General features: G+C 68.6%; 23 protein-coding genes. 16 read left to right on the top strand and 7 right to left on the bottom strand.

Annotated features, from left to right (window positions below; genetic code table 11):
• Positions 1-10 precede the first annotated feature (10 nt).
• Positions 11-769, top strand: coding sequence for a MerR family transcriptional regulator (locus tag OG505_RS21485; RefSeq protein WP_405426960.1), 759 nt, complete (start codon positions 11-13; stop codon positions 767-769).
• A 42-nt stretch (positions 770-811) separates the two neighbouring features.
• Here OG505_RS21485 and OG505_RS21480 read toward each other — a convergent pair whose 3' ends face one another.
• The gene (locus OG505_RS21480; protein ID WP_405426958.1) at positions 812-1,504 is read right to left on the bottom strand and encodes a serine hydrolase; all 693 of its coding nucleotides are present in this window, start codon (positions 1,502-1,504) and stop codon (positions 812-814) included.
• A gap of 147 nt (positions 1,505-1,651) precedes the next feature.
• Between OG505_RS21480 and OG505_RS21475 the strand changes: the two genes are divergently transcribed.
• The 4 genes from OG505_RS21475 (at position 1,652) to OG505_RS21460 (ending at position 5,142) form a co-directional block, all read left to right on the top strand.
• A complete protein-coding gene (locus OG505_RS21475; RefSeq protein WP_405426956.1) occupies positions 1,652-1,936 on the top strand; it encodes a putative quinol monooxygenase in 285 nt (94 codons plus the stop codon).
• A gap of 348 nt (positions 1,937-2,284) precedes the next feature.
• Entirely contained in the window at positions 2,285-3,433 is a 1,149-nt protein-coding gene (locus OG505_RS21470; protein ID WP_405426954.1) for a hypothetical protein, read from the top strand.
• 46 nt (positions 3,434-3,479) lie between these two features.
• A complete protein-coding gene (locus tag OG505_RS21465) occupies positions 3,480-4,025 on the top strand; it encodes a hypothetical protein (RefSeq protein WP_405426952.1) in 546 nt (181 codons plus the stop codon).
• A gap of 151 nt (positions 4,026-4,176) precedes the next feature.
• Positions 4,177-5,142 (top strand): hypothetical protein, encoded by a 966-nt coding sequence (locus OG505_RS21460; RefSeq protein WP_405426951.1) that lies wholly within the window; start codon positions 4,177-4,179, stop codon positions 5,140-5,142.
• 24 nt (positions 5,143-5,166) lie between these two features.
• Here OG505_RS21460 and OG505_RS21455 read toward each other — a convergent pair whose 3' ends face one another.
• Positions 5,167-5,604, bottom strand: coding sequence for a VOC family protein (locus OG505_RS21455; RefSeq protein WP_405426949.1), 438 nt, complete (start codon positions 5,602-5,604; stop codon positions 5,167-5,169).
• A gap of 294 nt (positions 5,605-5,898) precedes the next feature.
• Here OG505_RS21455 and OG505_RS21450 point away from each other — a divergent pair, with 294 nt between their 5' ends.
• A complete protein-coding gene (locus OG505_RS21450) occupies positions 5,899-7,011 on the top strand; it encodes a ricin-type beta-trefoil lectin domain protein (RefSeq protein WP_405426947.1) in 1,113 nt (370 codons plus the stop codon).
• Positions 7,008-8,276, top strand: coding sequence for a cellulose binding domain-containing protein (locus tag OG505_RS21445; RefSeq protein WP_405426945.1), 1,269 nt, complete (start codon positions 7,008-7,010; stop codon positions 8,274-8,276). The genes OG505_RS21450 and OG505_RS21445 overlap by 4 nt, the downstream gene beginning before the upstream one ends.
• Before the next feature lie 370 nt (positions 8,277-8,646).
• Here the strand turns inward: OG505_RS21445 and OG505_RS21440 are convergent, their stop codons facing one another.
• Positions 8,647-11,733, bottom strand: coding sequence for a DUF3427 domain-containing protein (locus OG505_RS21440; RefSeq protein ID WP_405426943.1), 3,087 nt, complete (start codon positions 11,731-11,733; stop codon positions 8,647-8,649).
• A gap of 407 nt (positions 11,734-12,140) precedes the next feature.
• Here OG505_RS21440 and OG505_RS21435 point away from each other — a divergent pair, with 407 nt between their 5' ends.
• A complete protein-coding gene (locus OG505_RS21435) occupies positions 12,141-12,584 on the top strand; it encodes a cell division protein SepF (RefSeq protein ID WP_405434627.1) in 444 nt (147 codons plus the stop codon).
• Between the two features lie 13 nt (positions 12,585-12,597).
• Complete coding sequence (locus OG505_RS21430) at positions 12,598-13,437, top strand: SLATT domain-containing protein (protein ID WP_405426941.1); 840 nt, start codon at positions 12,598-12,600, stop codon at positions 13,435-13,437.
• A gap of 62 nt (positions 13,438-13,499) precedes the next feature.
• On the opposite strand, the gene OG505_RS21425 is transcribed toward OG505_RS21430, so the two are convergent.
• Together OG505_RS21425 and OG505_RS21420 are read right to left on the bottom strand one after the other, a co-directional pair.
• Entirely contained in the window at positions 13,500-14,426 is a 927-nt protein-coding gene (locus tag OG505_RS21425; RefSeq protein ID WP_405426939.1) for a phosphotransferase family protein, read from the bottom strand.
• A complete protein-coding gene (locus OG505_RS21420) occupies positions 14,423-15,412 on the bottom strand; it encodes a hypothetical protein (RefSeq protein ID WP_405426937.1) in 990 nt (329 codons plus the stop codon). Before OG505_RS21420 ends, OG505_RS21425 begins: the two co-directional genes overlap by 4 nt.
• Before the next feature lie 627 nt (positions 15,413-16,039).
• Here OG505_RS21420 and OG505_RS21415 point away from each other — a divergent pair.
• Together OG505_RS21415 and OG505_RS21410 are read left to right on the top strand one after the other, a co-directional pair.
• Complete coding sequence (locus OG505_RS21415; protein ID WP_405426935.1) at positions 16,040-16,498, top strand: glycine-rich domain-containing protein; 459 nt, start codon at positions 16,040-16,042, stop codon at positions 16,496-16,498.
• Positions 16,499-16,608: 110 nt separating this feature from the next.
• The gene (locus tag OG505_RS21410) at positions 16,609-17,448 is read left to right on the top strand and encodes a hypothetical protein (RefSeq protein WP_405426933.1); all 840 of its coding nucleotides are present in this window, start codon (positions 16,609-16,611) and stop codon (positions 17,446-17,448) included.
• Here the strand turns inward: OG505_RS21410 and OG505_RS21405 are convergent.
• A complete protein-coding gene (locus tag OG505_RS21405) occupies positions 17,414-17,932 on the bottom strand; it encodes a flavoprotein (RefSeq protein WP_405426931.1) in 519 nt (172 codons plus the stop codon). The genes OG505_RS21410 and OG505_RS21405 overlap by 35 nt on opposite strands.
• Positions 17,933-18,184: 252 nt before the next feature.
• Between OG505_RS21405 and OG505_RS21400 the strand changes: the two genes are divergently transcribed.
• The 4 genes from OG505_RS21400 (at position 18,185) to OG505_RS21385 (ending at position 21,671) form a co-directional block, all read left to right on the top strand.
• Positions 18,185-18,421, top strand: a complete 237-nt coding sequence (locus tag OG505_RS21400) for a hypothetical protein (RefSeq protein WP_405426929.1) — start codon at positions 18,185-18,187, stop codon at positions 18,419-18,421.
• Positions 18,418-19,467 (top strand): FAD-binding oxidoreductase, encoded by a 1,050-nt coding sequence (locus OG505_RS21395; protein WP_405426927.1) that lies wholly within the window; start codon positions 18,418-18,420, stop codon positions 19,465-19,467. The genes OG505_RS21400 and OG505_RS21395 overlap by 4 nt, the downstream gene beginning before the upstream one ends.
• A complete protein-coding gene (locus tag OG505_RS21390) occupies positions 19,467-20,120 on the top strand; it encodes a DUF6879 family protein (RefSeq protein ID WP_405426926.1) in 654 nt (217 codons plus the stop codon). Before OG505_RS21395 ends, OG505_RS21390 begins: the two co-directional genes overlap by 1 nt.
• A 186-nt stretch (positions 20,121-20,306) precedes the next feature.
• A complete protein-coding gene (locus OG505_RS21385) occupies positions 20,307-21,671 on the top strand; it encodes an HNH endonuclease (protein WP_405426924.1) in 1,365 nt (454 codons plus the stop codon).
• 25 nt (positions 21,672-21,696) lie between these two features.
• Here the strand turns inward: OG505_RS21385 and OG505_RS21380 are convergent, their stop codons facing one another.
• Positions 21,697-22,557, bottom strand: coding sequence for a cellulose binding domain-containing protein (locus OG505_RS21380; protein WP_405426922.1), 861 nt, complete (start codon positions 22,555-22,557; stop codon positions 21,697-21,699).
• Positions 22,558-22,916: 359 nt separating this feature from the next.
• Between OG505_RS21380 and OG505_RS21375 the strand changes: the two genes are divergently transcribed.
• The gene (locus OG505_RS21375) at positions 22,917-23,366 is read left to right on the top strand and encodes a peptidase inhibitor family I36 protein (RefSeq protein ID WP_405426920.1); all 450 of its coding nucleotides are present in this window, start codon (positions 22,917-22,919) and stop codon (positions 23,364-23,366) included.
• The last annotated feature ends 19 nt before the right edge of the window (positions 23,367-23,385 follow it).

Here is a 23,385-nt window from a genome sequence, read left to right as displayed (position 1 = left end):
GAGGGGAACCATGGCGTACACGGTGGGTCAGGTGGCGAAGATCGCCGGCGTGACGGTACGGACGCTGCACCACTACGACGAGATCGGTCTGCTCTCGCCGAGCGGTCGGACGCCGACCGGCTACCGCCGCTACGACGACGCGGACCTGCAACGGCTGCAACTCGTCCTGTACTACCGCGAGCTGGGTTTCCCACTTGAGGAGATCACCGCGATCATCGACGACCCGGCGGCCGACCCGGCCGCGCACCTGCGCCGACAGCACGAGCTGCTGACGGTACGGATCAAGCGGTTGCAGGAGATGGTCGCGGCGGTCGAGTTCGCGATGGAGGCGAGCACGTTGAACATCCAACTCACGCCGGAGGAACGGTTCGAGGTCTTCGGCGACGTCGACCCGGAGGAGCACCAGGCCGAGGCGGAGCGGCGGTGGGGTGACACCGACGCGTACCGGGAGTCGAACCGGCGGGTCGCCCGCTACACCAAGGACGACTGGCTGCGCCACAAGGCGGAGAACGAGGACTGGGGTCGGCGGATGGTCGCCGTGCTGGCCTCGGGCGTGCCGGCCGACAGCCCGGAGGCGATGGACCTGGCCGAGGAGCACCGGCAGCTCATCAGCCGCTGGTTCTACGAGTGCCCGTACGAGGGGCACACCGGGTTGGCCGACATGTACCTGGCCGACGAGCGGTTCACCGCGTACTACGAGAACATCGCCTCCGGCCTGGCGGCGTACCTGCACGAGGCGATCCACGCCAACGCGATCAGCCGCGCCTGATCGACGAGTGGTCGGCCGGGAACGGCGGTCGGTGCGGTCCGGCTACTCTGCCGGACCGCACCGCGGTACGCGTCGATCGGCGGGGGAGATGACCGTCGGATTGACCAGGAAGTCGTAGACCGTCCGGGCCATCCGGCGGACGGTCTCGTCGCCGGTCGCCATCGGGCCGGCGGTGAGGAACGCGACGGCGGTCTCGGTGCCGGGGATCAGGTAGTAGCCGACGTCGTGGGAGGCGTCCGGCAGGTCGCCGGTCTTGTGGGCCACCGGAACTCCGGGTGGCAGCGCCGCCGGGATCTTGGTGTTCAGGGTCTGTTCCCGCATGAAGCCGATCATCAGGTCGCGGGAGGCCGGGGTGAGGATCTCACCGTCCCAGACCGCGCCGAGCAGCGACACCACATCGTCCGGGCTGGTGTAGTTCTCCTCGCCGCGCTGGGCCGCCGCGCTGTCGAGCATCCGGCGGGCCAGGATGGTGGACCGCGCGGGCTCCACGCCCGGCTCGTCGCTGCGCCCGTCCTCCTCGGCCGGCCCGTCGTTGCCCGCCGGCCCGTCGTTCCCCGTGAGCCCGTCGTTGTCCGTGAGCCCGTCGTTGGCTGGCGCGGTTGCGTACCCCGGCGTGCTCTGGTGGTCCGGGCCGGTTGCCGGGCCGGGGCCGTCGGCGGTGGCCGGCCCGGTCGTCGCGACGACGACCCGCGCGACCGTCGCCGCCAGCCACCTGACGGGTACGTACGTTTGCACGATAAGAAGCGTGGGAGGCGGAGGGGGCTGCCGGGACCGCCCTCACCCGTCCGGGAGCCGATGTGCTCGGGAGCGACATACCTCAGAGGTATAAATATGACTCTGCGGTATCAAGGGCATCAGCGACACCCGGCCGGGGAGGCGCCAATGTTGATCATCGCCGGCAGTCTGCGCGTCGAGCCGGACGCCCGCGACGACTACCTCTCCGGTTGCCGGCAGGTCATCGAACGGGCCCGCGCGACGGCCGGCTGCCTCGACTTCCTGCTCGCGGCGGATCCGCTCGACCCGGGCCGGATCCACGTCTTCGAGCGCTGGGAGTCCCCGGAGCAGTTGGCGGCGTTCCGTGGCGCCGGTCCGAGCGACGCCCAGACGGTGGCCATCCTCGACGCCGACGTGCACCGTTATCTGATCTCCGGCGTCGAGGCGGCCTGACCGCCCGCGCGCTACACCAGCAGATCGCGCAGGAGTACGCCGGCGAGGCCGATCACGTGCGAGAAGAACAGCGACCCACAGCCGATGGCCAGCGCCAGCAGGGCCACCCCGGCCGGTCCAGGGTCGCGGCGAGCGGTGTCACGATGCCCGGCTGCGGCTGACGTTACCGAGACAGCGGCCGCCCCGCACGACACGACGGAAGGTGAATCGACGCAGCAGTATCGCCCTATCGTCCAGGTTGCTCCGCCGTTCGGATAGTTCGCCCGTCCTGGCGTGTCCCGGCCGACCGTCAACACTGTTAATCCGAGTGCACCCCAGATTGGTGGCCTACGCGGCGAAGGAGTCGGCGTGGCAAAGACTGAATCGACGGGTTCCACTTGGCGGTACCGCTGGGCGCAGCGGCAGAACGTGCGGCGGGTCAGCACGTATCGCGGCGCTGAGACGGCCTGGCGGCGACGCGACGACGAGTTACGGCGGCTGCGCGCCCTGGCCGCCGACTTCCAGGGCTCTGCGGCGGCCGGCGCGGGCCTTCCACTTGAGCTGGTCGACGACGAGGTCGTGCTGTGGGCCCTGCCCGCCGCGCAACTGGTCGAGGTGCGACACACGACAGTGCTGCCCGCACCGGACCTGACGGTCGCCGCGCCGGCCGCGCCGCTGCGCCCACGCCGGCCCGACGGCGTACGCGTCACCGACGCCGGCATGGCCGTCATCACCAGCCGTCGGCTGGTCCTGCTCGGCGGACGCGGCCGGCGCGACTGGGCGTACGGCCGGATGACCGGCCTGGCCCACGACCCGGCGGCGCCGGTGACCCTGATCCAGGTGCTGGACCGGCGGCGTGCCTCCGGATTGTTGCTGCCCACCGACGCGGCGGCGGACTTCCGGTTCAAGTTGACGCTGGCCTTCGCCGACGCGATCGAGCAGCGCGCCGCGGTGCTCGCCCAGCTCGACGAGCTGATCGCGGAGCATGACCAGCTCAAGCCGTTTCGGCCGGCGGTGACCACGCCGGCGCAGGCCCGGCTCTCCTCGCTCGTTCCCGGTGGTCGTCGGACCATCGCGGTGGCCGCGGGCATCGCGCTGCTGGTGCCGGCGGCGCTCTTCGACTCGAACCCGTCGGACCCGACCGGGGGCGCGGAGGTCGCGGCGGCGGCCACGCCCGCGCGGACCCCCAGCGCGCTTCCCGCGCTGCTGCGCCCGGCGTCCCCGCCGCCCGCGCGCACCACCGCGCCGAAGCGGTCGTCGTCGCCGCGCCCGTCGTCCACCGCGACCGCCGGGCCGCGCTGCGGCGCGCCGGAAAATCCCCTGGGGTACGACTTTTGTGCCGGAACCCGGATCCGCCGACCGGCCGCCGAGGTCTGCGACTGGTTCGACTGCGTGCCGCAGTTTTGGGCGGGCCGGGGCTATCTGGTGCAGTGCCAGGACGGCTCGGTCAGCCTGACCGGTGGCCGGGCGGGCGCGTGCGCCGACCATCGGGGCGTCCGGTGGGCCATCTCTCAGTAACCTGATTTGGGGGTTATTGTCCGCTTCGGTCGGCCAGAATGATCGGGTGGAGATCCGGTCCGATGATGGTGCCCGGGTGCGGATCCGCCCGGTCGGCTACCAGCCCGGCATCGACCCGCCCGACGATCCCGAGCGGGCCGCGCCGGGCTGGCAGGACTGGCTGCTCATCGAGGTGGACGCCCGCACCGCCGACGGCCAGACCTGGTCGCACCACTACCCGAGCCTGATGGTCGAGGAGGCCCGCGCGCTGGGCAGTTGGCTGCACGGCCAGGCGACGGCGGCCAGCGGACCGACCCCGCCGCCGGCGCTGGTCCGCTTCACCGAACCCAACCTGGCCCTGCGCGCCCGGGCGATCCGCCGCCGCCGACTGGAGTTGACCGTCGAGTTCTCCGCCGAGTCGCTGCCCCCGTGGATGCGCCGCCCGGCGAACGCCGTCTATCCGCTGGTCCTCACCGTCTCCGCGGACGCCCTCGCCGTCGCCGCTGACCAGTGGGCCGGGCACTGCGAGGCGTACCCGCCGCGTACCCGGTCGCGGTTTCCGGCGGACGGCCCACCGCTCGGCCCCCTGCCGCACCGGCGGCGCGAGGGCTGACCGGGACCTGGTGTCCTACTGGCACGACGGGTTCGACTGGCGTGCCCGTGCGGCCGGCGTCCGTCAATTCTCTCCTTTCGGGCGCAACGGGAGACATCGATTCGACGAGCGTTGCCTGTCACGTACGTGAGCGGTTGTACCGCGTGTGACCGTGACCGCACTGGCACCTTCCTCCTGGCGGCTCGCCTGGGCCGAGCGCGAGAACGAGCGGCGTCGGCGCGCGTACCGCGACGCCACCGCCGCCTGGCGCCGACGCGGGGACCACCTGGTCCGGCTACGGATCGAAGCCGCCGGGTTCCTCGGGTGTACGCAGCCACGCGCCGGCCTCCCCGTCGACCTCGACGTCGACGAACTCGTCTTCCGGGTCGTACCCGTCGCAGAGCTCGTCGAGGCCGAGGCCCGGCACGTCGCCGGTCTGCCCGCGCCCGGCGGCTGCGCGTTCGCCGAGACACCCGACGCGGCCCTGCCGGCGGGCCTGCGGACCGTCGACAGTGGCCTGGCCGTCGTGACCAGCCATCGCGTGGCCTTCGCCGGCCGCGAGCACCGGCGCGAGTGGCGGTACGCGGACCTGCTCGGCGTCGCCCACCACCCCGGCGTGCCCGTCACCCTGCTGCACGACGACGGCCGACTCTCCGGGCTGCTGGTCCCGGCCAACACCGCCGTGAACGTCCGCTTCTATCTCACCCTCGCGGCTGCTGCGGCTGCCGGCGGTCGTGCCGCCGTCAGCGCGCAGCTCGACGCCCTGCTGGCCGCGCACCAGGCATCCCCGCCCGTGCCGCCGCCGGCGGTCGGGCCGGCCGACGCGCCGCTGACGGCGGTACGCCCCGACCGCCGGGCGCTCGCCGTCGCCGCCGTCGCGACGCTGGTGTTCGCGGCGCTGGGCCCCGGTGCCGTGGGATCGGCGCAGACCGGCCCCCTGCGGCGGGCGGAAGCGGCGACCGTCGCGCCCATCGAGCCGGCCGTGCGGAACACCACTGTGCTCGCCCCGCTGCGGACGCCCGCCGTCCTGGTGGCACCGCCGGCCCTGGTCCCGCCCGCCCGTCCGACCGAGCTGGCGCGAGCACCGGCGGCCGGCCCGCCGGTGGACCGTCTGCTCTGCCCGCCGGCCGGGCCGTGACCTCGGACTGCTGCTGCGGTCGGGTCAGGTCGTGGCGCCGAAGTCGGGGAGGGTGAGGGAGCCGTCGGGGTCGAGTGTGAAGCCGGGGTTCCAGGCGATCTCCCAGACGTGACCGTCCGGGTCGGCGAAGTAGCCGGCGTAGCCGCCGTAGAACGTTTCGCGCGCCGGCTGGGTCACCTCGGCGCCGGCCTCGCCCGCGGTGGCCAGCACCTCGTCGACCTCGGCCCGTGAGCGGACGTTCTGAGCCAGGGTCATTCCGCCGAAGCCGCCGGTGTCCGGGTTGGGGACGTCCGCGTCGGCGGCCAGCTTGTCGCGACTCCACAGGACGAGGGCCAGGCCGCCGGCCTGGAAGAAGACCGTCCCCTCGACCTCCTGGCCGCGCCAGCCGAGGTGCTCGTAGAAGGTCTTGGCACGTGGCAGGTCCGAGACGCCGAGGGTGATCAGGCTGATCCGCTGCTCCATCTCCGTAACCTAACGCGGGATCCTCTGTGGCACGCCAGCCGGACCCGACGTTGCCGGTAGACCAGAGCAATCCAATGAATCTACAATCCTCTCTGTTAACGCTCACACTCGTCCCAGTGCTGAGGCAGTGACGCCGTGCCGATGTGACGATCGGCGCGCGCCGGGTGAACGCCCGGCAGCCGGCGGCTGCTCGGTCCGGCCGGCCCCGATCCCAGACGGTTGCCGGCTGCCCGTGGCGGCCCTACCGGTCGGCCCATGCCCTCGGCCAGCTCGACCAACCCAGGGGAGAAAGCTATGCGAACGAGGGCACGATGGCTCGCGACGCTCGCCGCGCTCGGTGTAGTGGTCGCCGGGGTGGTGACACCCACCGGGCCGGCCAGCGCGGAGTCCAACGGCGGGGTGCGGGTGATGCCGCTGGGTGACTCCATCACCGAGGGCACCCAGGTGCCCGGCGGGTACCGCATCGGGCTGTGGCAGCGTCTCGCCGCCGGCGGGTACACCGTGGACTTCGTCGGCTCGCAGTTCAACGGGCCGGCCAACCTGGGCGACCACGACCACCAGGGGCATCCCGGCTGGCGCATCGACCAGATCGACGCCAACATCGTCGGCTGGCTGAACACTCAACGACCGCAGACCGTCCTGCTGCACATCGGCACCAACGACATCCTGCAAAACTACAACGTGAGCACCGCGCCGAACCGGCTCTCCACGCTCATTGACAAGATCACCGCCACCGCGCCCACCGCCGAGGTGTTCGTGGCGCAACTCATTCCGCTCTCCAACAGCGGCCAGGACGCGGCCGCCCGCACCTTCAACGCGGCGATTCCCGGCATCGTGCAGAGCAAGGTGAACGCCGGCAAGCGGGTGCACCTGGTCGACATGCACAGCGCTCTCACCACCGCCGACCTGATCGACGGCGTCCACCCCACGGCTGGCGGCTACGACAAGATGGCCGCCCGCTGGTACAGCGCGTTGCAGTCGGTGCCGGGCAGCATCGGCAACCCGGGCAGCGGCGGCGGTCAGACCGCCACGATCGTGGGCACCCGGTCCGGCCGGTGCGTTGACGTCCCCGGCTCCTCCACCACCAACGGCACCCAGGTGCAGTTGTGGGACTGCCACGGCGGCACCAACCAGCAGTGGACCTACACGTCCACCAAGGCGCTGACCGTCTACGGCAACAAGTGCCTCGACGCCGCCGGCTACGGCACCTCCCCGGGCACCCAGGTCACCATCTACGACTGCCACGGCGGGACGAACCAGCAGTGGAACGTCAACGCGAACGGCACCATCACCGGAGTGCAGTCCGGCCTCTGCCTGGACCCGTACAACCAGGGCACCGCCAACGGCACGAAGCTCGTCCTCTGGACCTGCACCGGCCAGACCAACCAGCAGTGGAGCCGCAGATGAAGCAGCCAACACGATGGCTGACGGCCGCGCTCGCGCTGGTCCTCGGCCTGGCGATGGCGACAGCGACACGGGACGCGGCCGCCGCGGACAGCCCGTACCAGCGGGGTCCGGATCCGACCCTGGGCAGCGTCGCCGCCACCCGCGGCCCGTTCGCCACCACGCAGGCGACCGTGCCCGCGGGCAACGGCTTCAACGGTGGGTACGTCTACTACCCGACCGACACCAGCCAGGGCACCTGGGGCGCGGTAGCGATCGTTCCCGGCTATTCCGCCCTGTTCGCCAACGAGGAAGCCTGGATGGGACCCTGGCTGGCGTCCTTCGGGTTCGTGGTGATCGGCATCGAAACCAACAGCCGCACCGACGGCGCCGACGCCCGCGCCACCCAGCTGCTCGCCGCGCTGGACTACCTGACCCGCACCAGCCCGATCCGCAACCGGGTCGATCCCAACCGGCTGGGCGTCATGGGCCACTCGGCGGGCGGCGCCGGAACCCTCCTCGCCGCCCTCCGGCGGCCGACCCTGAAGACGGCGGTCGGCCTCGCACCCGGTACGCCCGGCAACAACCTGAACATGTCCACCACCCAGGTCCCCACGATGCTCCTGTCAGGACAGAACGACGGCACGGTCACGCCCTCCTACGTGCAGGGCATCTACAACACGCTGCCTGCCAGCGTGGAACATGCCTGGGCGGAGCTGGCCGGCAACGACCACCTCTCGTTCACCAGGTCGAACCCCACCGAGATGCGACTCCTGATCCCCTGGCTCAAGACGTTCCTGGACAACGACACCCGCTACACCCAGTTCCTCTGCCCACTGGCCGACAGCACCGGCGTCTCGCGGTACAACGCCACCTGCCCCCTGGTGCCGCCGGACGGACCGACGTCACCACCCACGTCCACCCCGCCCACGTCCACCCCGCCGACGTCCGCCCCGCCGACCACGAGTGCGCCGACCACGCCACCACCCTCCGGCGCCGCCTGCACCGCGACGTACCGCACCGTCAACTCGTGGTCCGGGGGCTTCCAGGGCGAGGTCACCGTGACCGCGGGCACCGCCGCCATCAACGGGTGGACCGTCAGGTGGACGCTGAACAACGGCCAGAGCATCAGCCAGGTCTGGAACGGCACCCTGAGCACCAGCGGCTCCACCGCGACGGTCCGCAACGTCTCCTACAACGGCTCGCTCGCCCCTGGCGGCACGACGAGCTTCGGCTTCCTCGGCTCGGGTACGCCAGCGGCCACGTCACCGACCTGCGCCAGCCCGTGACCAGCCATAGGTCGTAAACGCCACGCCGCCCCCGTCGTTCCGTCCGCGCTTGCGGACAGTCGGCTCGGCCCGGCCCGCAGTAGCCGCGCGAAGCGGTATTCGGAGAGGGGGCGGTCAGCGCGCGTGGCGCGTTGGCCGTCCCAGCGTGGACGACGTGCTGCGCCCGAGCGGTCCTGTCGTTGTGAGTGATATACCTGTGAGTCATATCTATGACTCACAGGTATATCGCCTATCGAGGTGACGGCTGTCTGACGACAGATGAGCCCCGTCATGCGGCTCGGAGCAGAGCTACCGGTTGGTCGCCGCGCCCTCGACAGGAGGCTCGACGTCAGGTTCACGCCGAACGCGGATGCCGCCTGACCGGCCGGGGCTACGCGGCGATGGTGCGGGCGGTGGCGTAGACGTCGGCGGGTAGGGCGTGGTCAAGCCGCCAGAGGATCCGCATCGGCCGGTCGCCGGTGTGCGACTCGTACGTCATGGTGCCGGCGTAGAGGTACGGCGGCGCGCCCAGGTCGCGGTCGGCGACCCGGGTCTCCCGGACGAAGAGGTGCACTGTCGAACCGCCCGACGTGTAGCGCCGCCCGGTCGCCGAGCCAGCCGAGGTGGTGCTCTGCGACTCCCACTGGAACAGCGTGTCGGTGATGGCCCGATCGGCGTACATGGTGGTGGGGGAGTAGTGCGCCTCCGACTTGACCAGGGTGACGAAGAACAGGTCGGCCTGGGTGTTGGGCAACCACTTCACCCCCTCGCGCAGTGAGCCCGGGTTGGTCATCCCGAAGGCGGCGCACGCTTCGTTGCGGCTGTAGCGGGCGTGCACCCGCAGCGGCACGGCTCCCGGGGCAGCAGTGGCCGTGACCCGGTGGATGCGGTCGCGCAGCACCTCGGCGACCTGGCGCAGCTCGGTGCAGCGCGCCGGCTCCTTCCACAGCCGTGCCAGCCGTTCGTCACGCGTGGCGAGGGGGGCGTTCGGCCCCCAGAGGCTGAAGTGCAGCATGTCCACCAGGCGGCCGTTGCCCGCGTACACCTGCTGGCCTGGCGCGGGCGGACCGGCCGCGACCCGGGTCAGCAGCTCCAGCCGGTCGGTGTCGTCGGTGTGCAGCATGCGGCCGATGGCCCGGCCCAACTCCCGGTCATCCGCGCCCGGCGCGGACGTCTCGATGCCGGCGAGTCGGCGCAGACCGGTCCAGCCGCCGATGCTGGCCGACCGGTAGACGTCCTCGATCTCCAGGCCGGTCTCGCGCAGGAACGTCGTCAGGCTGACGTCGCCGAGTTGCCGCAGCTCGGACACCAGGCCGGCCTTCGAGGTGGGCAGCGCACTCTTCAGGTTGGCGAGCACCACCTCCTTCGCCACCCGGTCCAGCTCGACGTGGCAGCCGCTGGGCAGGCTCGGGAAGTCGTCGCGGACCGCCTCGGTGATGGCCCGCCGGCTCACCCCGGTCAGGGCACGCCACCGCAGGTCGAAGCGGAAGTTGGCGTGCTGCCCGCCGATGAAGTCGAGCACCGTCAGGCAGGGCTTGTCGTCGTCGAGGCGCAGGCCACGGCCGAGCTGTTGCAGGAAGATTGTGGCGCTCTCGGTGGGCCGTAGCATCAGGATCGTGTCGACCATCGGCAGGTCGACGCCCTCGTTGAACAGGTCCACGGTGAAGAGCACCCGCAGCTTGCCGGCCTTGAAGTCCCGCAGCAGCGTCTTTTGCGTCAGACGGTCGACCCCCGAGGTGACTGCCGCCGCCGGCACATCGTGCCGGTTGAACCAGTCCGCCATGAACTCCGCGTGCCCGATGCTCACGCAGAACCCGAGCGCCCGCATCCGCCCGACATCCACCTTCTCGCGGACCGCACGCAGCACTGTTCGTGCCCGGGCATGGTCGGCGGTGTAGAGGGTGGTGAGTTGGGCCAGGTCGTAGCCCTGGCCGCGCTTCCAGGTGACGTGCGACAGGTCTACGTCGTCGTGCAGCCCGAAATACTGGAACGGCGCGAGCAACTGCCGCTCCAACGCGTCCCACAGGTGCAGCTCAACTGCCGCATGGCCGTCGAACCACCGGCGCACATCGGCGCCGTCGGCCCGGTCGGGGGTCGCCGTGAGGCCCAGGAGTACGCGGGGACGCAGCCGCTCCAACAGCCGGGCGTACGTGGGTGCCTCCGCGTGGTGGAACTCGTCGACGATCACCATGTCGTACGCCTCGGGGTCGACCTCGCGGCGGTGCAGCGACTGGATGGAGGCGAAGACGTGCTTCCAGCCGTTCGGCTTCTCGCCAGCGACCAGGGTCTCGCCGAAGCTGCCGTCCCCCATCACCTGCCGGAAGGCCGACAGGCTCTGCCGCAGGATCTGCTCCTGATGAGCGACGAAGAGCAGCGAGTCTGCTCGTCCTGCCTTGTGCAGCCGGCGATAGTCGAGGGCGGCGACGACGGTCTTGCCGGTGCCCGTCGCCATCACGACGAGGTTGCGCCAGCGCCCGTGCACCAGGCGCTCGGCGTCCAGGTCGGCCAGGATCTCCGCCTGATACGGGTACGGGCGCACGTCCAGGTTCGAGATTTCGGTCGGCGCGCCTTCGCGACGCTCCCCGGTGAGTGCGTGCCGCAGCCGCTCGGCGTCCCGTTCCGCGTCGTACGCCTCGAACGCCGGATCGTTCCAGTAGTCCTCGAACGTTGCCGTGAACGTGTCGATGACGTGCGGCTGCTCGATGTTCGAGATGCGGACGTTCCACTCCACGCCGTCCACCAGCGCGGTCTTCGACAGGTTCGACGAACCGACGTACGCGGTGGTGGTGCCGTTGGATCTGCGGAACAGCCACGCCTTGGCGTGCAGTCGGGTGGTCCTCGTCTCGTACGACACCTTGACCTCGGCGCCTAGCTCCTTGAGCCGGTCTAGCGCTCGCTGATCCGTTGCGCCGAGGTAGGTGGTGGTGATGACGCGGACCTTGCCGCCACGGGCGATCAGCTCGCGGATGGCTGGCTCAACGATGCGCAGGCCGTACCACTTGATGAACGCGCAGAGCAGATCGACGCTCTCGGCGGAGGCCATCTCGTGGTTGACCTCGTGGCCGATGCGGGGCTGGTGACGGCCGTTGACCAGCAGCGCGCCGGTGGAGAGGGGAGTGGTGGGGCGCTGCGGGAAGGTGGGCTCCGCGGGAGGGGTTGGCGGGGCGGCGATCGCGTGGAGCAGGTGCTTGGCGTCGGTCACCTGGTCGTCGTCGGTCGCCGTCTTTGGGCTCAGGGAGGCGATGGCGTCGGCGATGCGGTTCGCCATTTCGACCTGGTGGTGGAGCTTGTCGTCGCCGCCGGGGACGGCCTGGAGGGCGCGGGCGGCCAGGGTGGCGATGTGCCGGGCGAGGGTGTGGTGGGCGTCGGCGGGGTCGAGCTTGTGGTGCTGGATCAGGGCGGGGTCAACCTGCTGGAGGCGACCAGCCAGCTCACGGGTGATCAGGTGCTCATACACGCCCCGCTCTAGATCGGTCATCTCGGCAAGATAGCTGCCGTTGGAGTTTGCAAATGCAGCCGACCTGGCACAATCTTGTGTGTCGCCTATTGGACAGATGCATTCGCCGACGAAACCCAACCGGCCTTTCGCAACTGGCTCCCCCAAGCTTCAAGCGTGACTTACTGCTCCTAGCTAGCTGCCAAAACGTCTTCCGCCGCCGGGTGGATCTCATGATGGCCTCCTGGGTCGGCTTCTGCTCTGTAAGCAATCTGCCGTAAATGACCTATTTGAGTCAGTTGGCGCCCGGGCATCTATGGCGCGCCTCCTGCCGGTAGTCTCCCTCGGATGCTGTGGAGAGGTGAGGAGCGTTGCGCTCGTTATTGAGACCGGGAGTTGCCCTGTCTAAAGAATTTTCCGGCTCGACCAATGGTCGAAGCTTGGATATTGTGGAAACGTGGTCGCTAGGGATCCTCACCATTGCTGCTTTGGTTGCGCTCGTGCTTGTTGCGCGAAGTGTGGGGATTCGCAATCATTCGGGTCGGGTGGGACGTGTGCCTAAGGGCCCCGTGTGTCGGCGAGATCACACGCTAGATCTGGAGAGGTCGCTAGACGCGGCTGTTCGCGCAAATTCCTATAGGACCGATCGCGGCACAGCGTCGGGAGTGCGGTTAGAGTCTGCACTTCGTGTGACGCCAAACAACTTTACCGATGCCACAACAGAGATCGCCGGCATTCTTCAAGCGGGCAGAGTCGTCTCTCTAGACTTGTCCTTCATGGAGCCGGGCGAGGCTGCCCGCCTAGTGGATTATTGCCGCGGGTTGACCGTTATGGCCAATGGTTGGATTTATCGATTGGCTCGTAGCGTAATTGTTATCACGCCAGGTGCCTGATTGGGGAGGATCGTTGCCCGAGAGTAGTCGTCAGCAAGAGCAGTTGCTGGTGCTGAACCATGAGATCCGACAGACTGAGCATGAGTTAGAGTATGCGCGGAATCGCCGGCAGTGGTCGAACTTGTCGATGGTCTTCGGTCCGGTGCTTCTTGCTGTTCTGTATGCGCTGTATTGGCTGCCCTGGATAAGTGGTCTTGCTAAGAAGGTCATTCTCATACCCACTGCCATCGTTGCTTTGTTGTTTGGGATAGCGGCATTCTGGCTCAAGCGTTACCCGGGTGGGCATCTAGTCGAAGACGCGACCCGCCAAGACGAGCGAAACTCGGAGAGCGATCTCGAACTCAAGCTTGCACGTTTGCGCGACGAGCGAAAGCTGGTGGTGGCCAGCCTGGAAGGGGACTTGAAGGTTCGTCGAGTCGCCTATAAAGAAGACGCCTACTCCGACATTGACCAATTGCGGAATGAGAGCAGGCGATACCGGCTCGTCAATAACATGTTTCAAGGTTTCTTGATCATCGGCTCTTTGGCTGCCACTGGAATCGCTGGCATATCCGACAGGATGACTTGGGATCGCTGGACTATTCTCGGTCTCACATTCCTTGTCGGTACTGCGAGCGGGTTTATGGGCTACTATAAATACAAGGAGCGAAGCTTCTACTTGCAGCAGACGGCCGATGCAATCGAAGCGGAATGGGAAGCTGTCGAAGTTGGGGTCGGAAGATACAAGAGAATTCCGACTGAGGCCGATCAGCTTGCTGAGTTCGTCGAAGAGGTTCATCGTCTCAAGTCGGAACAAAAGAAGCGTCAGCAGAATCTTGAGCAACCGCCCGAGTCGCGTCACCAGGGAGAGTAGCCGGACCCTGACGCGTGTGTTGGCGTTTGGTTGCAAAGGGGCGCGACAGTATCGAGAGGGAATTAAGAATCCTCTCCGTTGGTTCTCGATAAGTTCAGAGCGGCAAACGGCATCCAAGCCCTGTTGTAGCCTTGTTGCCGAATCGACTGGATACGATTACTGAACTCATTCGCTATCTTCCGGCAGGTTGCGAGAAGTGGGACGGCTGCGACGATCATTTTGAGCTCACGTGCCTCGCGAAACGTTGCCCAGTACGGATCCGAGGTGACGTCGAAGCCGTACGAGTCTGCTAGCGCGCGTTGTGCTCCGGTGGTTCCGAAACGGGTCTCACCGACCGCGACCGCTGCTAGATCAACTTGCCACGGGCCGATGCATGTGGCGTCGAAGTCGCACAGGAGCACCTCACCGGACGAATCCCTAAGTAGGTTACCGGCGTGGGCGTCTCCATGGACGAGAGTTTGCGCTCCGCGTTCGGTGAGGGCTGCGACTTCCGGCTCCAGGCGGTTACACCAGTTGGATAGGAAATCGTAGTCGGGCTTGGTCAGCCCGTCGGCGTCGGCTAGCCGACGCCGAGCGTCGCCAACCGGATTCCAAAGAGGGATCGGGAATGAGGGCACGCCGATCGTATGGAAGTCACGCAGTACCTCGCCGAGATCCTTTGCCGTCAGGGGAGGTGGGTGTGGTGGGACATATTGCCAAACCGAGGCGACCAGATGCCTGATTCCGATCGGTTGCCCGGCGTAAGATGCCAGCCGGATCGTGGGCGCGTCGACTTCGGCGAACCAGTGCCCAAGCTGAACGACCTTGGTCACCCGGTCCAGGAGTTGACTGGTGCGCGCAATCCGGATGACGATTCCGGACCGAGGCAGGGCGAAGACGGCGTTGTTGGTCATCTGCAGCAACTGGGCGCCCTCGGGGGAGACGTCCAGCGCAGCCGCGATGTCCCGCATCGCCTCCGTCATCGCCTCCTCGGAGAAACGCCCGCTCATGCCGCCGCCGAGGCCCGAGCGCTGAGGGCGCGGCTGAACGCGGCCACCTCCGGAAGCGTCCGATGCCGAGCGAGGTCACGGCGAAGGTTCACCACCCGGTCGATGACGCGCTTAGAGCTCATGGCCTCTACCTGCTCTAGCACCCGCGCACCTACTGCCAGCGCCTGCTCAGGCTCATCGGCGAGGAACAAGGCGCTGCACAGCCCGATCTCGTTGAGCAAGGTGCTGCGCACGTTTGCAGCGCCGAAAGCGGCGATGGAGTCCTTGCCCCAGCGCACCGCCTCGGACGCGTGCCTACTGTCTCGTCGCGCCATGTCTCGGTATACGCGACCGTATTGAGCGAACAACTCGCCGCGGTCGTAGAAGCCCATCCACTCCGGCTCGCGCTCTTTGTCGATGCGCTCGAACTGGTCGCTCGCCTTGCCGAGCGTCCTCACTGCAGTCCCGTGGTCACCGAGGGCCGCGACCGACGCTGCCTCCGCGCCCCAGAGCAGGGCCTTGGCCGCCGGTGTGGCGTCCGACCCGAGCTGTGCGTGTGTGAGTTGGAGTGCCGCGAGGGCGTCCCGGTTATGGCGAAGGTGTTGAAGCTGCTTGGCCTGCGCGTATCGGATCATCGCGACCAGCGGGACGTTTCCAGCGGTCAGCGCAGCTCGCTCCCCGGCGACGAAGTGTCGCTGTGCGTCGTCATGCCTGCCCGCGTCGAGTGCGGTCCAGCCGGCCAGTTGCCGGGCTGCCGCTACCGCCGCGACGAGATGCGGCGTGATTCCGAACGGGTGCGACCAATCAAGCATCAGGTACACCGACTCCGCGAACCGTGCCACCTCCCGATACAGCAGGCCCCCCCCACACTCCCGGTCCACAGACCGATACAGCTCCAGGACCGCATTCAGTCGAGCGATGTCCGTCGTGCCGATTCGCCGAGGCTGAAGAACCTCGCTGCGGCCGAGCAGGCCAGCACCCGCGGCTACGGCGGCGATTCCGGCCAAGAGCGCACGCCTACCCTCGTCCAGCCCCTCGCACTGGGTAGCGGCCGAGGGGCGGGTGCTCTGGGGCTTCCCAGACGCCGGCTGGGGCCGGCCAGGCAAGGCGAACCAGAGGCAGGAACCTGGTATCCCGAGACGCTGTGCCCAGTGCGACAGCCTGTCCAGGTGTACGAGCGGTGGTCCGTTCTCCACCCGGCTGAGCTGCGCCTGTGTTATCCCCAGCCACCCCGCGACGACGCTCTGCGGCAAGGCGACCCGCCCGTGGTACGGATGGCATCGGTACGCCCGGATCACCCGACCGAGATGCCGCTCTGACAGGGCAAGTCGCATCGGCTGGTGGTCCCAGAAGCTCGCCGGCACCACCGGCGGCGCGCTCAGCCGATCACGTTCGGCGGCCTGGCACGGCGTACACCGGCCGGTGTTGTTGTCCCGGGCCAGCCGCCCGCCACACCGGGGGCAGTTCGAGTGGGTCACCGGCGGCTCCGTCCATGTCACTTCATCGAGCCTAACCATTGAACCCGCTGTGTGGCGTCGCGGTATACGCAGCGCGCATATCGATGATGCCCGCGCCGTCATGCGTCAGGAGGCCGGCGGGCCGCACAGTCGGTGAAAGCCACCGGAAGGAGCGTCATGCTGCTGACCACGTCCCGAAGGAGCACCGGAAGGGCCCTCGTCTCCGACGAGCTCTTCGATCGGTTGTCCGCCCGTATCGCCCACGACCATCCCGAGTTGGCACCCGACCTGCCGCCCAGGATCCTGGACCAGGCGCTCGCCTTCCTCGGCACCTGCGCCGTCACCGCCCAGCCGATCGGCCCGAGCGCCCTGGTCGACATCGGCTGGCACACGTTCATCCTGCACACCCACGACTACGCGGAGTTTTGCCACCGTATCGCCGGCCGCTTCATCCACCACGAGCCCGAACCCACACCCGACGATGACGTCCCACACCCGATCGGTGCCCCGATCTCGAAGACGGTCGACGCGATCCGAGCCGCCGGCTTCACGGTGGACGCCACGCTCTGGGCAAACCTGGGCGTGGCCGAGTGCACGCAGTGCCACGCCGGGTGCACCGACAGCCCGACAGGATAGGGCGGCTGACCAGCGGTCCCGGGCTTACACTGCCCGGGACCGCTCGCCGTCTGGAGGGCCGCCGCATGTCAACTCGTCGCCAGTGGCACGAGCTACCCGAGCAGGTAAGGGTGGATGTCGCGCGGCACACCGGCCCGATCTGTTCGGCCGAGACGATCCCCACCGGCGCCTCCTGCGACGTGGCGGCCACCCTCGACACCGCCAGTGGCTCGTTTTTCTGCAAGGGTGGGGAGACGAGCAGCCCGAAAGCGTGGCTCTATCGCAACGAGGCCCGAGTCAACTCATGGCTGCCGGAGGCGGCTCCTCGCCTGCTGTGGACCGTCGAACGCGACGGCTGGCTGCTCCTCGGCTTCGAGAATGTCGCGGGGCGGCATCCCGACCTGACACCCGGATCACCCGACCTGCCGCTACTGGCGACGCTCCTCACCGAGCTGAACAACCAGCTCACGCCCTGTCCGCCGGTGGCCCTGCGACCCTTCGCCGATCGCTGGCAAACCCTCGTCGACTCAGAACTGGTCGACGGCGACACCCTCCTGCACACCGACATGACACCGCGGAACTTCCTGGTGATGCAGGCCCCCGCAGCAGCGGAGAGGGTTCGGCTCGTCGACTGGTCATCTCCCGCCCGTGGTGCCGCATGGATTGACGCCGCGTTTCTTGTGCTCCGGCTCGTTCGCGCCGGTCACACGCCTGCCGATGCCGAGGCTTGGGCGGCGCAGGTCCCTGCTTACGCCGCTGCGCCCGCAGAGTCCGTGACCGGCTTCGCTGACGGGCTGGTGCGGCTGTGGCAACGCAAACACCTCGCGACCCCGGCACCCCATCACGGTCCGCTGCTTGACGCGGCCCAGCGGTGGTCTGCGTACCGACGTCGGCCACGACGATCGGGCGGCTCGACAACGCCCGCACTGCGGGCTATTAGGACCGTCGAGCCGACCGCACCGCCTCGATGACCGCACTCCAACGGCTCGGTCCGCGCGCCGGGTCCAGTACCTTCCCGTCGGCGACGACCACGCCTGCATCGCGCAGCACCGCCACGTGACCCGCGTACGCGGGATGGGCGGCCAGCTCCGACTTGACGTGCGGAAACGCGAAGATCGGCAGACCCGCGCCCAGTGACTCGTTGAGGACGCCGAGCGCCAATGTGTCATTGATGCCCAGCGCCCACTTCGTCACCGTGTTGAACGTGACAGGCGCGGCCACCACCACGTCGGCCGGCGGGTGGGGTTCGGGGTCGCCGGGCATCCGCCATTCCACCCGTACGGGATAGCCGGTCCTGTCCTGGAGCGCCGCCCGATCGAGCCACGTCGCGGCCGTCGGGCTGACGATCATGCACACCCGCCAGCCGTCGGCGATCAGCAGGTCGACCAGTTCGTCGATGTGTTCCGCCGGACCGGAGGCGCAGACGACCAGATACAGCACCGGACGTTCTGTCATGCCCGCAGTCTGCCGGACTCGGCCGGCGCGTAGTCGACCGCATACCTGCCGCGTATGTCCTCGATGATCGCCGTGACATGCCGTTGTGCCTGCTCAGCCGCAAGTGTGGACGCATGGCCCGGGGCGGGTGCTGGCTCCGGAGTTGTGCCGGCCCCCATCGGCGCAGCCCCGCACCCGCCCGTCCCGGCGCCCCCCCCGATCCGTCACCAAACTCGGAGCCGCCATGACCACCCGCAAAACCCGGAAGGTGCCATGACCACGGCTGACACCGTCGCCCGTTGGCTGCGGCTGGTGGCGGCGGACGCGGAGCTGTCGCCGTACCTCATCGGGGTTGACCGTGATCGGTTCGCCGCGCACCTCACCGCGAGCCTGGCGCACGGGCTCGACGGCGAGGCAACCCAATGGCGCGGCCTGGGCTTGTCGGAGGCGCAGCACCGGCGGATCGTCGACTACCTGCCGGACGATCAGGCCGCCGAGGTGAGCGCGTGAGCCTCGCCGCCGCCTGGGCGGCAGTCGACGACCGGGCAGCCGCCGACTTCTGGTGCACCCTGGAGGACCGCCGCCCCGGCCTGCTGCCCAACAGTGAGGCGTCGCTGTTCTTCGCCACGCTGGGCAGTCTCGTAGCCGGCGACGATGACCGGGCGGGTCGGGCGGCGCTGCTCATGGTGCTCGGCCGCGCGTACCGTCGCTACGACCTGCTCCCACACGCCACCACCGTCAGTGACGCACTGCTCGCCACCGTCGTCCGTCACGGGGCCAATCCACCGTGGAAGGCGGCCGTCGACCGCGCCACGCACGTCGTCCGCCGCGCGGCCGCCCGCGTCGGCGACGGCCCGGCCTGGTGGCCCGCCCAGGTGATCGGCCACGAACGGCCGTCGCCGGGCATCGCCGTCCTGACGGTACGTCCCTGGCGGCGGCTGCCCCACCACCCCGGCCAGGCCGTCCCCGTCTGCACACCACGCCTGCCCGGCCGCTGGCGTTGGCTCTCACCGGCCAACCTCCCACGCGCCGACGGCACCGTCGAGCTGCACGTCCGCGCCGTACCCGCCGGCGCCGTCTCCCACCGCCTCGTCCATGACGTACGCCCCGGCGAGCTGATCTGGCTCGGCCCACCCGGCAACGACGGACTCGGCCTTCCGTCGGGGCGTACCGGTGATCTGCTGCTCGTCGCCGGTGGCACCGGCCTGGCGCCGCTGCGCGCCCTGGTCGAACAGGTCGCCGCCGCACCGGCCGGCCGGAGGGTGACGCTTGTCGTAGGCGTCCGCGCCTTCGTCGACCTGTACGACGCGATAGCGCTCGACAAGCTGCAGTGCGCCCACGACTGGCTGACGCTCGTGCCGGCGTTCTCCGACGACCCCTGCGCGGAGCCGGCCGAGCAGGGCGAAGCCCTCACCATCGCCCTCGACCACCACCGCCCCGACCAGGACATCTACCTGTGCGGCCCGCCGGGGATGCTGGCCGGCGCACGGTCACGGCTGCTGGCCCTCGGCATCCCCGCCACCCGCATCCACACGCCGGTTACCTTCACCCACTGATGCGCTATCTATTGGATGCGGTCGGTCGGCAGCGGCTGAGCCTCACCGAGTACGAGGCCGACTTCTACACGACCGTCGAGTCGACCGACGGCACCATTCTCAAGACCGAGCGGATGCAGACCTTCCGCGAGCCGGACAGCCCCAGTTGGGAGGCGTACGCCGATGGCCGGTGGGAGGACGCTCTTCGGATCGCCGCCGAGCCGAACCCGGAGTTGGCGGCGTTCTTCGAGCATCTTGACCAGCTCGGTTCCGGCCTTCGACGCCTGCGGATCGTCGAACTGCCGTTGACGCCGTACCTGATCTGGGAGCTGCATTTCCTGCGCTACCGGGCGGAAGTCGGGGAGCGGATTCGCGTGCTGGACGCGCGATCGGTCAGCGACTGGGAGGCTGCGGCCGGGACGGTTCCAGAGCTGATGGTGGTCGGCCGTCAAGCCGTCTACGAGGTTCTCTACGACCCTTCCGGCTGGCCGATCGGTGCCGAGAAGAGTGTGGAGTCAATGGTGGTGGACGCCTGCAGAACCGAGGTTCTGACGCTGCTTGAGGGGGCCGAGCCGTTCGAATCCTTCTTCAGGCGGGAGGCCAGCGGGGCGAGGCCGACCGTGCCCCTGGCGCCCATGCCGCCCGCCGCCACCGAGCGTGAGCAAGCCGGGTGAAGGGATCTTCGGCCCGGCTGGTCGGTAGTGATAGGCCATTTCGGCCGACGGTGGTCGGATAATTGGGCCGATCCTGACGAGCCGGAGCTCACGGGACGGTGCGGGGCATGGGCATTCACTAACATCACGCTTTCTCGGCCGTGCGAAAGAGCGCGAGCCGTCCAGCGTTGGTTGAGGTGAGGCGAGATGCCTGACGCACACGGTGGCAAGGGCCAGTTCGAGCGGTTGATGGCCAGCCCTTACTACTCCGCGGTCGTGGCGGCGAACCGGACCTACCTCAAGGTCGCTGTTCCGGACGCGTCTGCGACGGAGCGCGAATATTGGACGCTTTCCTGCCTGCCGAATACGACGTCGAACCCGCGTCGGCTCTCTGCCGTCTCGATGAAGCGGATGGAGACCTTCGTCCTACACGAGCCCACCGGGCTGGCGAATGACGGTGTGGCCGAGGGCTTCGTGATCGTCCGGGAGTCGGTCCTCAACCGGTACTGGCCCAGGCGTCGGGCCTTCGAGAAGGCGTTTCCCGGACTGACCTTGGAGGAGTGCGACTACGAAGACCCGGGGCCGGACCAGGTTCGGGTCCTTGGCCGGCACGACGAGTTGGTCGCCGCCCTTGGGGATGAGCGCTTTGCCGCAGCGGTACGTGACCTGGTTGCGCCACTGCTCGCTGTGCGGACGATGCAGGGTGCCGGCCACAGCTACTCGCTGGTGGACCACGTGCTGAATCGCGCCTCCCGCCCCGCCGAATGGATCTACCCGGCCAACGAGCGGAGTGAGGCATGGGGAGATGATCCGGGGGTCCTGGAGACCTTCCGGGCTATCCGCGAGGGCGACGTGGCCGAGTGGAGCTTGTCCTCCTGCTTCCACCAGATCAGGGCCGGCGACCGGATATGGATCTACGCCACAGCGCCGCACCAACGCCTGGTGGCCGCCGGTGTCGCCTGGTCGGACCCGTGCCAGCGTGTCGACGAGGGAACCGCCCACTGGTCGCTGGAGATCCGCTGGGATGTTCCGCTGACCCGCAGCCTGCTGTCGACCGTCCTGGCTGCGTCTGACGTCCTGCAAGTAGGGGTCCAACGGGTACGAGCACTTCAACCGGGGGAATCCGACAACCTGGCGAACGCCCTGGCCGATCGTCAAGCCCCCGAGCCGGAGGTTCTGCCTGAGGGGCGGCGTCGGAGGCTTGCGCAGGTCACCGCACGGCAGGGTCAGGCCGACTTCCGCCAGCGGCTTCTCACGGCGTACGACGGGTGTTGTGCCATCACCGGCTGCGACGTGGAGGCTGTGCTCCAGGCGGCTCACATCTCCCCATACGACGGGCCTGCCACCAACCGAGTCACCAACGGTCTTTTGCTTCGCGCTGATCTGCACAATCTCTTCGACCGAGGCTATCTATGGATCGACGGGTCCTATCGGGTGCGGATGGCGAGCGGTCTCGGTCACTACGCCGAACTGGAGGGCCGGCGGCTCTCGCTCCCGCCCCTGAATGACCGACCCGACAAGCAAGCGTTGGCTCGCCACCGGAGCGAAGTAGTCAAGCGGGTAGTCCGCTGAGGCACAGGCGTGACGGCTGAGCGCCTCAGAACGAGTCGCCGAATTCGCGTACCCCGTCGACGTCAAGCGTGATCCGGTCGTTCTCGGTCCACTGGCCCGCGGCGGCGAGCCAGCTCGGGTCGTCGCGCTCGTCGATGTCGCTCCGACTGTGCCTGTGGTGGCGTAGCTGGATCGGCCCGGTCGACGCCCCCGGGGCGAGCGTCCCCTCGGTGAAGGTCAGCTCGACCCAGCCGGGAACCGTGGTGCCGGGGATCGGATAGCCGGGCGGCGTGCCCGGCGGCACGTAGAAGCCCACGGTCTGCCGGACCCGGTCGCGGCCCAGCGCGGCCCAGTCGCAGGTGGTCACCAGCGAGGTGTTGCCGCCCTCGAAGCGCAGGTGGTAGCGCACGCGCACCGTCGCCAGATCTAGCGGCGCGCTGCCGGTGTTGGTGACCTGGAGGACGTACTGGATCTGGTTGTTCGTGGGCGACCAGTCCAGGTTGCGGTAGCCGACGGTGGCGCGGCCGGCGGCGGTGCGGACGGCCGTCGCGGCCGAGCTGTCGGAGTAGCCGCCGGGCGCGCGGGCGGCGACCGCGATGCGGTACGTCGTGCCGGGCGCCAGGTCGGTCAGCGTGAGGGTGGTGGCGGTGGTGGTGCCGAGAAGGCGGTACGTGTAAGGGCCCAGCGGCGCCTGCACCTCGTAGCTGATCGGGCCGTCGCCGGTCGGTTCGCCCGCCCAGGTGGCGGGCACCCAGCTCAGGGTGAGCTGGTGTGGTTCGTTGGCCAGGACGGTCGGGCTGCCGGGGGTGGTCAGCGCCGGAGCGTCGTCGGCTCGGGCCGGGGCGGCGACGGGCAGGCTCGCCAGCGCGGCGAGGACGACGACGGTGGTGACGCGGCGGAGACGCATGTCCCGAATGGTAGGGAAACAATCTGCTGCTATCAATGTCCTTTTCTGCAGCCTGTTGACTCGTTGGGATGCAACTTCCATGGGATCCGCCCGAGGCGGGGCATAGTGGGATCGATTGATCCTATTTGAGTATTGCTGGCACGGGGGAGCTGAACTGTCTCCCAGTGGCGATCGCGGGAGCGTCTTCTTATGCTGGTCGGGCGGCGCTTCACAAATTCTCCGCGTCTCGCAGCCCCGGTTCAAGCTGGCCGAGGGTGCTCACCTTCAGGTCCCTGCGCGCTCACATCGCGAGGTGTCGAATGGTTGCTCCTCACCCTTTCCGGACATCATTAGCTGCAGCTGTCGGCTGTCTCCTGATCGTGTTCCTGATACCTGCTCCGGCCCGTGCCGCTACGGCTGACCAGGTCGGGCTGCATCAGGAGATGGCTAATTACCTGGCGGAACATCCCGGAGGTAAGGCGATCAACGACAACGAGATCAGTTACCAGGACGGTGAGCTCGTCGTCACCCTGCGCCCACCCTTCGGGGTGCTCGCCACCGCCGACTGTCCGTCAGGTTGGTACTGCTTCTACGAGTTACCCAACTTCGGGTATCCACGGGGACGGCTCTCCTCATGCGGCCGCCAGAACCTCGCAACCTGGCAGTGGCAATACCGGATCGAATCCGCGCACTACAACCTCGGCAGCGGTTCAGTCTCGTTCTATTACTTCGACACCAAGCTGTTCACTATCGGCGTCGGCAATCGGGTTCGCAGCGACGCTGCGCCCTACCGGGAGTGGCCGAATTACGTCGACCGTTATTGCCCCTGACGGCCGATCGGCAGGTCGA

It is taken from the genome of Micromonospora sp. NBC_00617, from assembly GCF_045161355.1.
In the GTDB taxonomy this organism is placed as follows: domain Bacteria; phylum Actinomycetota; class Actinomycetes; order Mycobacteriales; family Micromonosporaceae; genus Micromonospora.
This window is presented reverse-complemented; position numbering and strand designations above follow the sequence as displayed.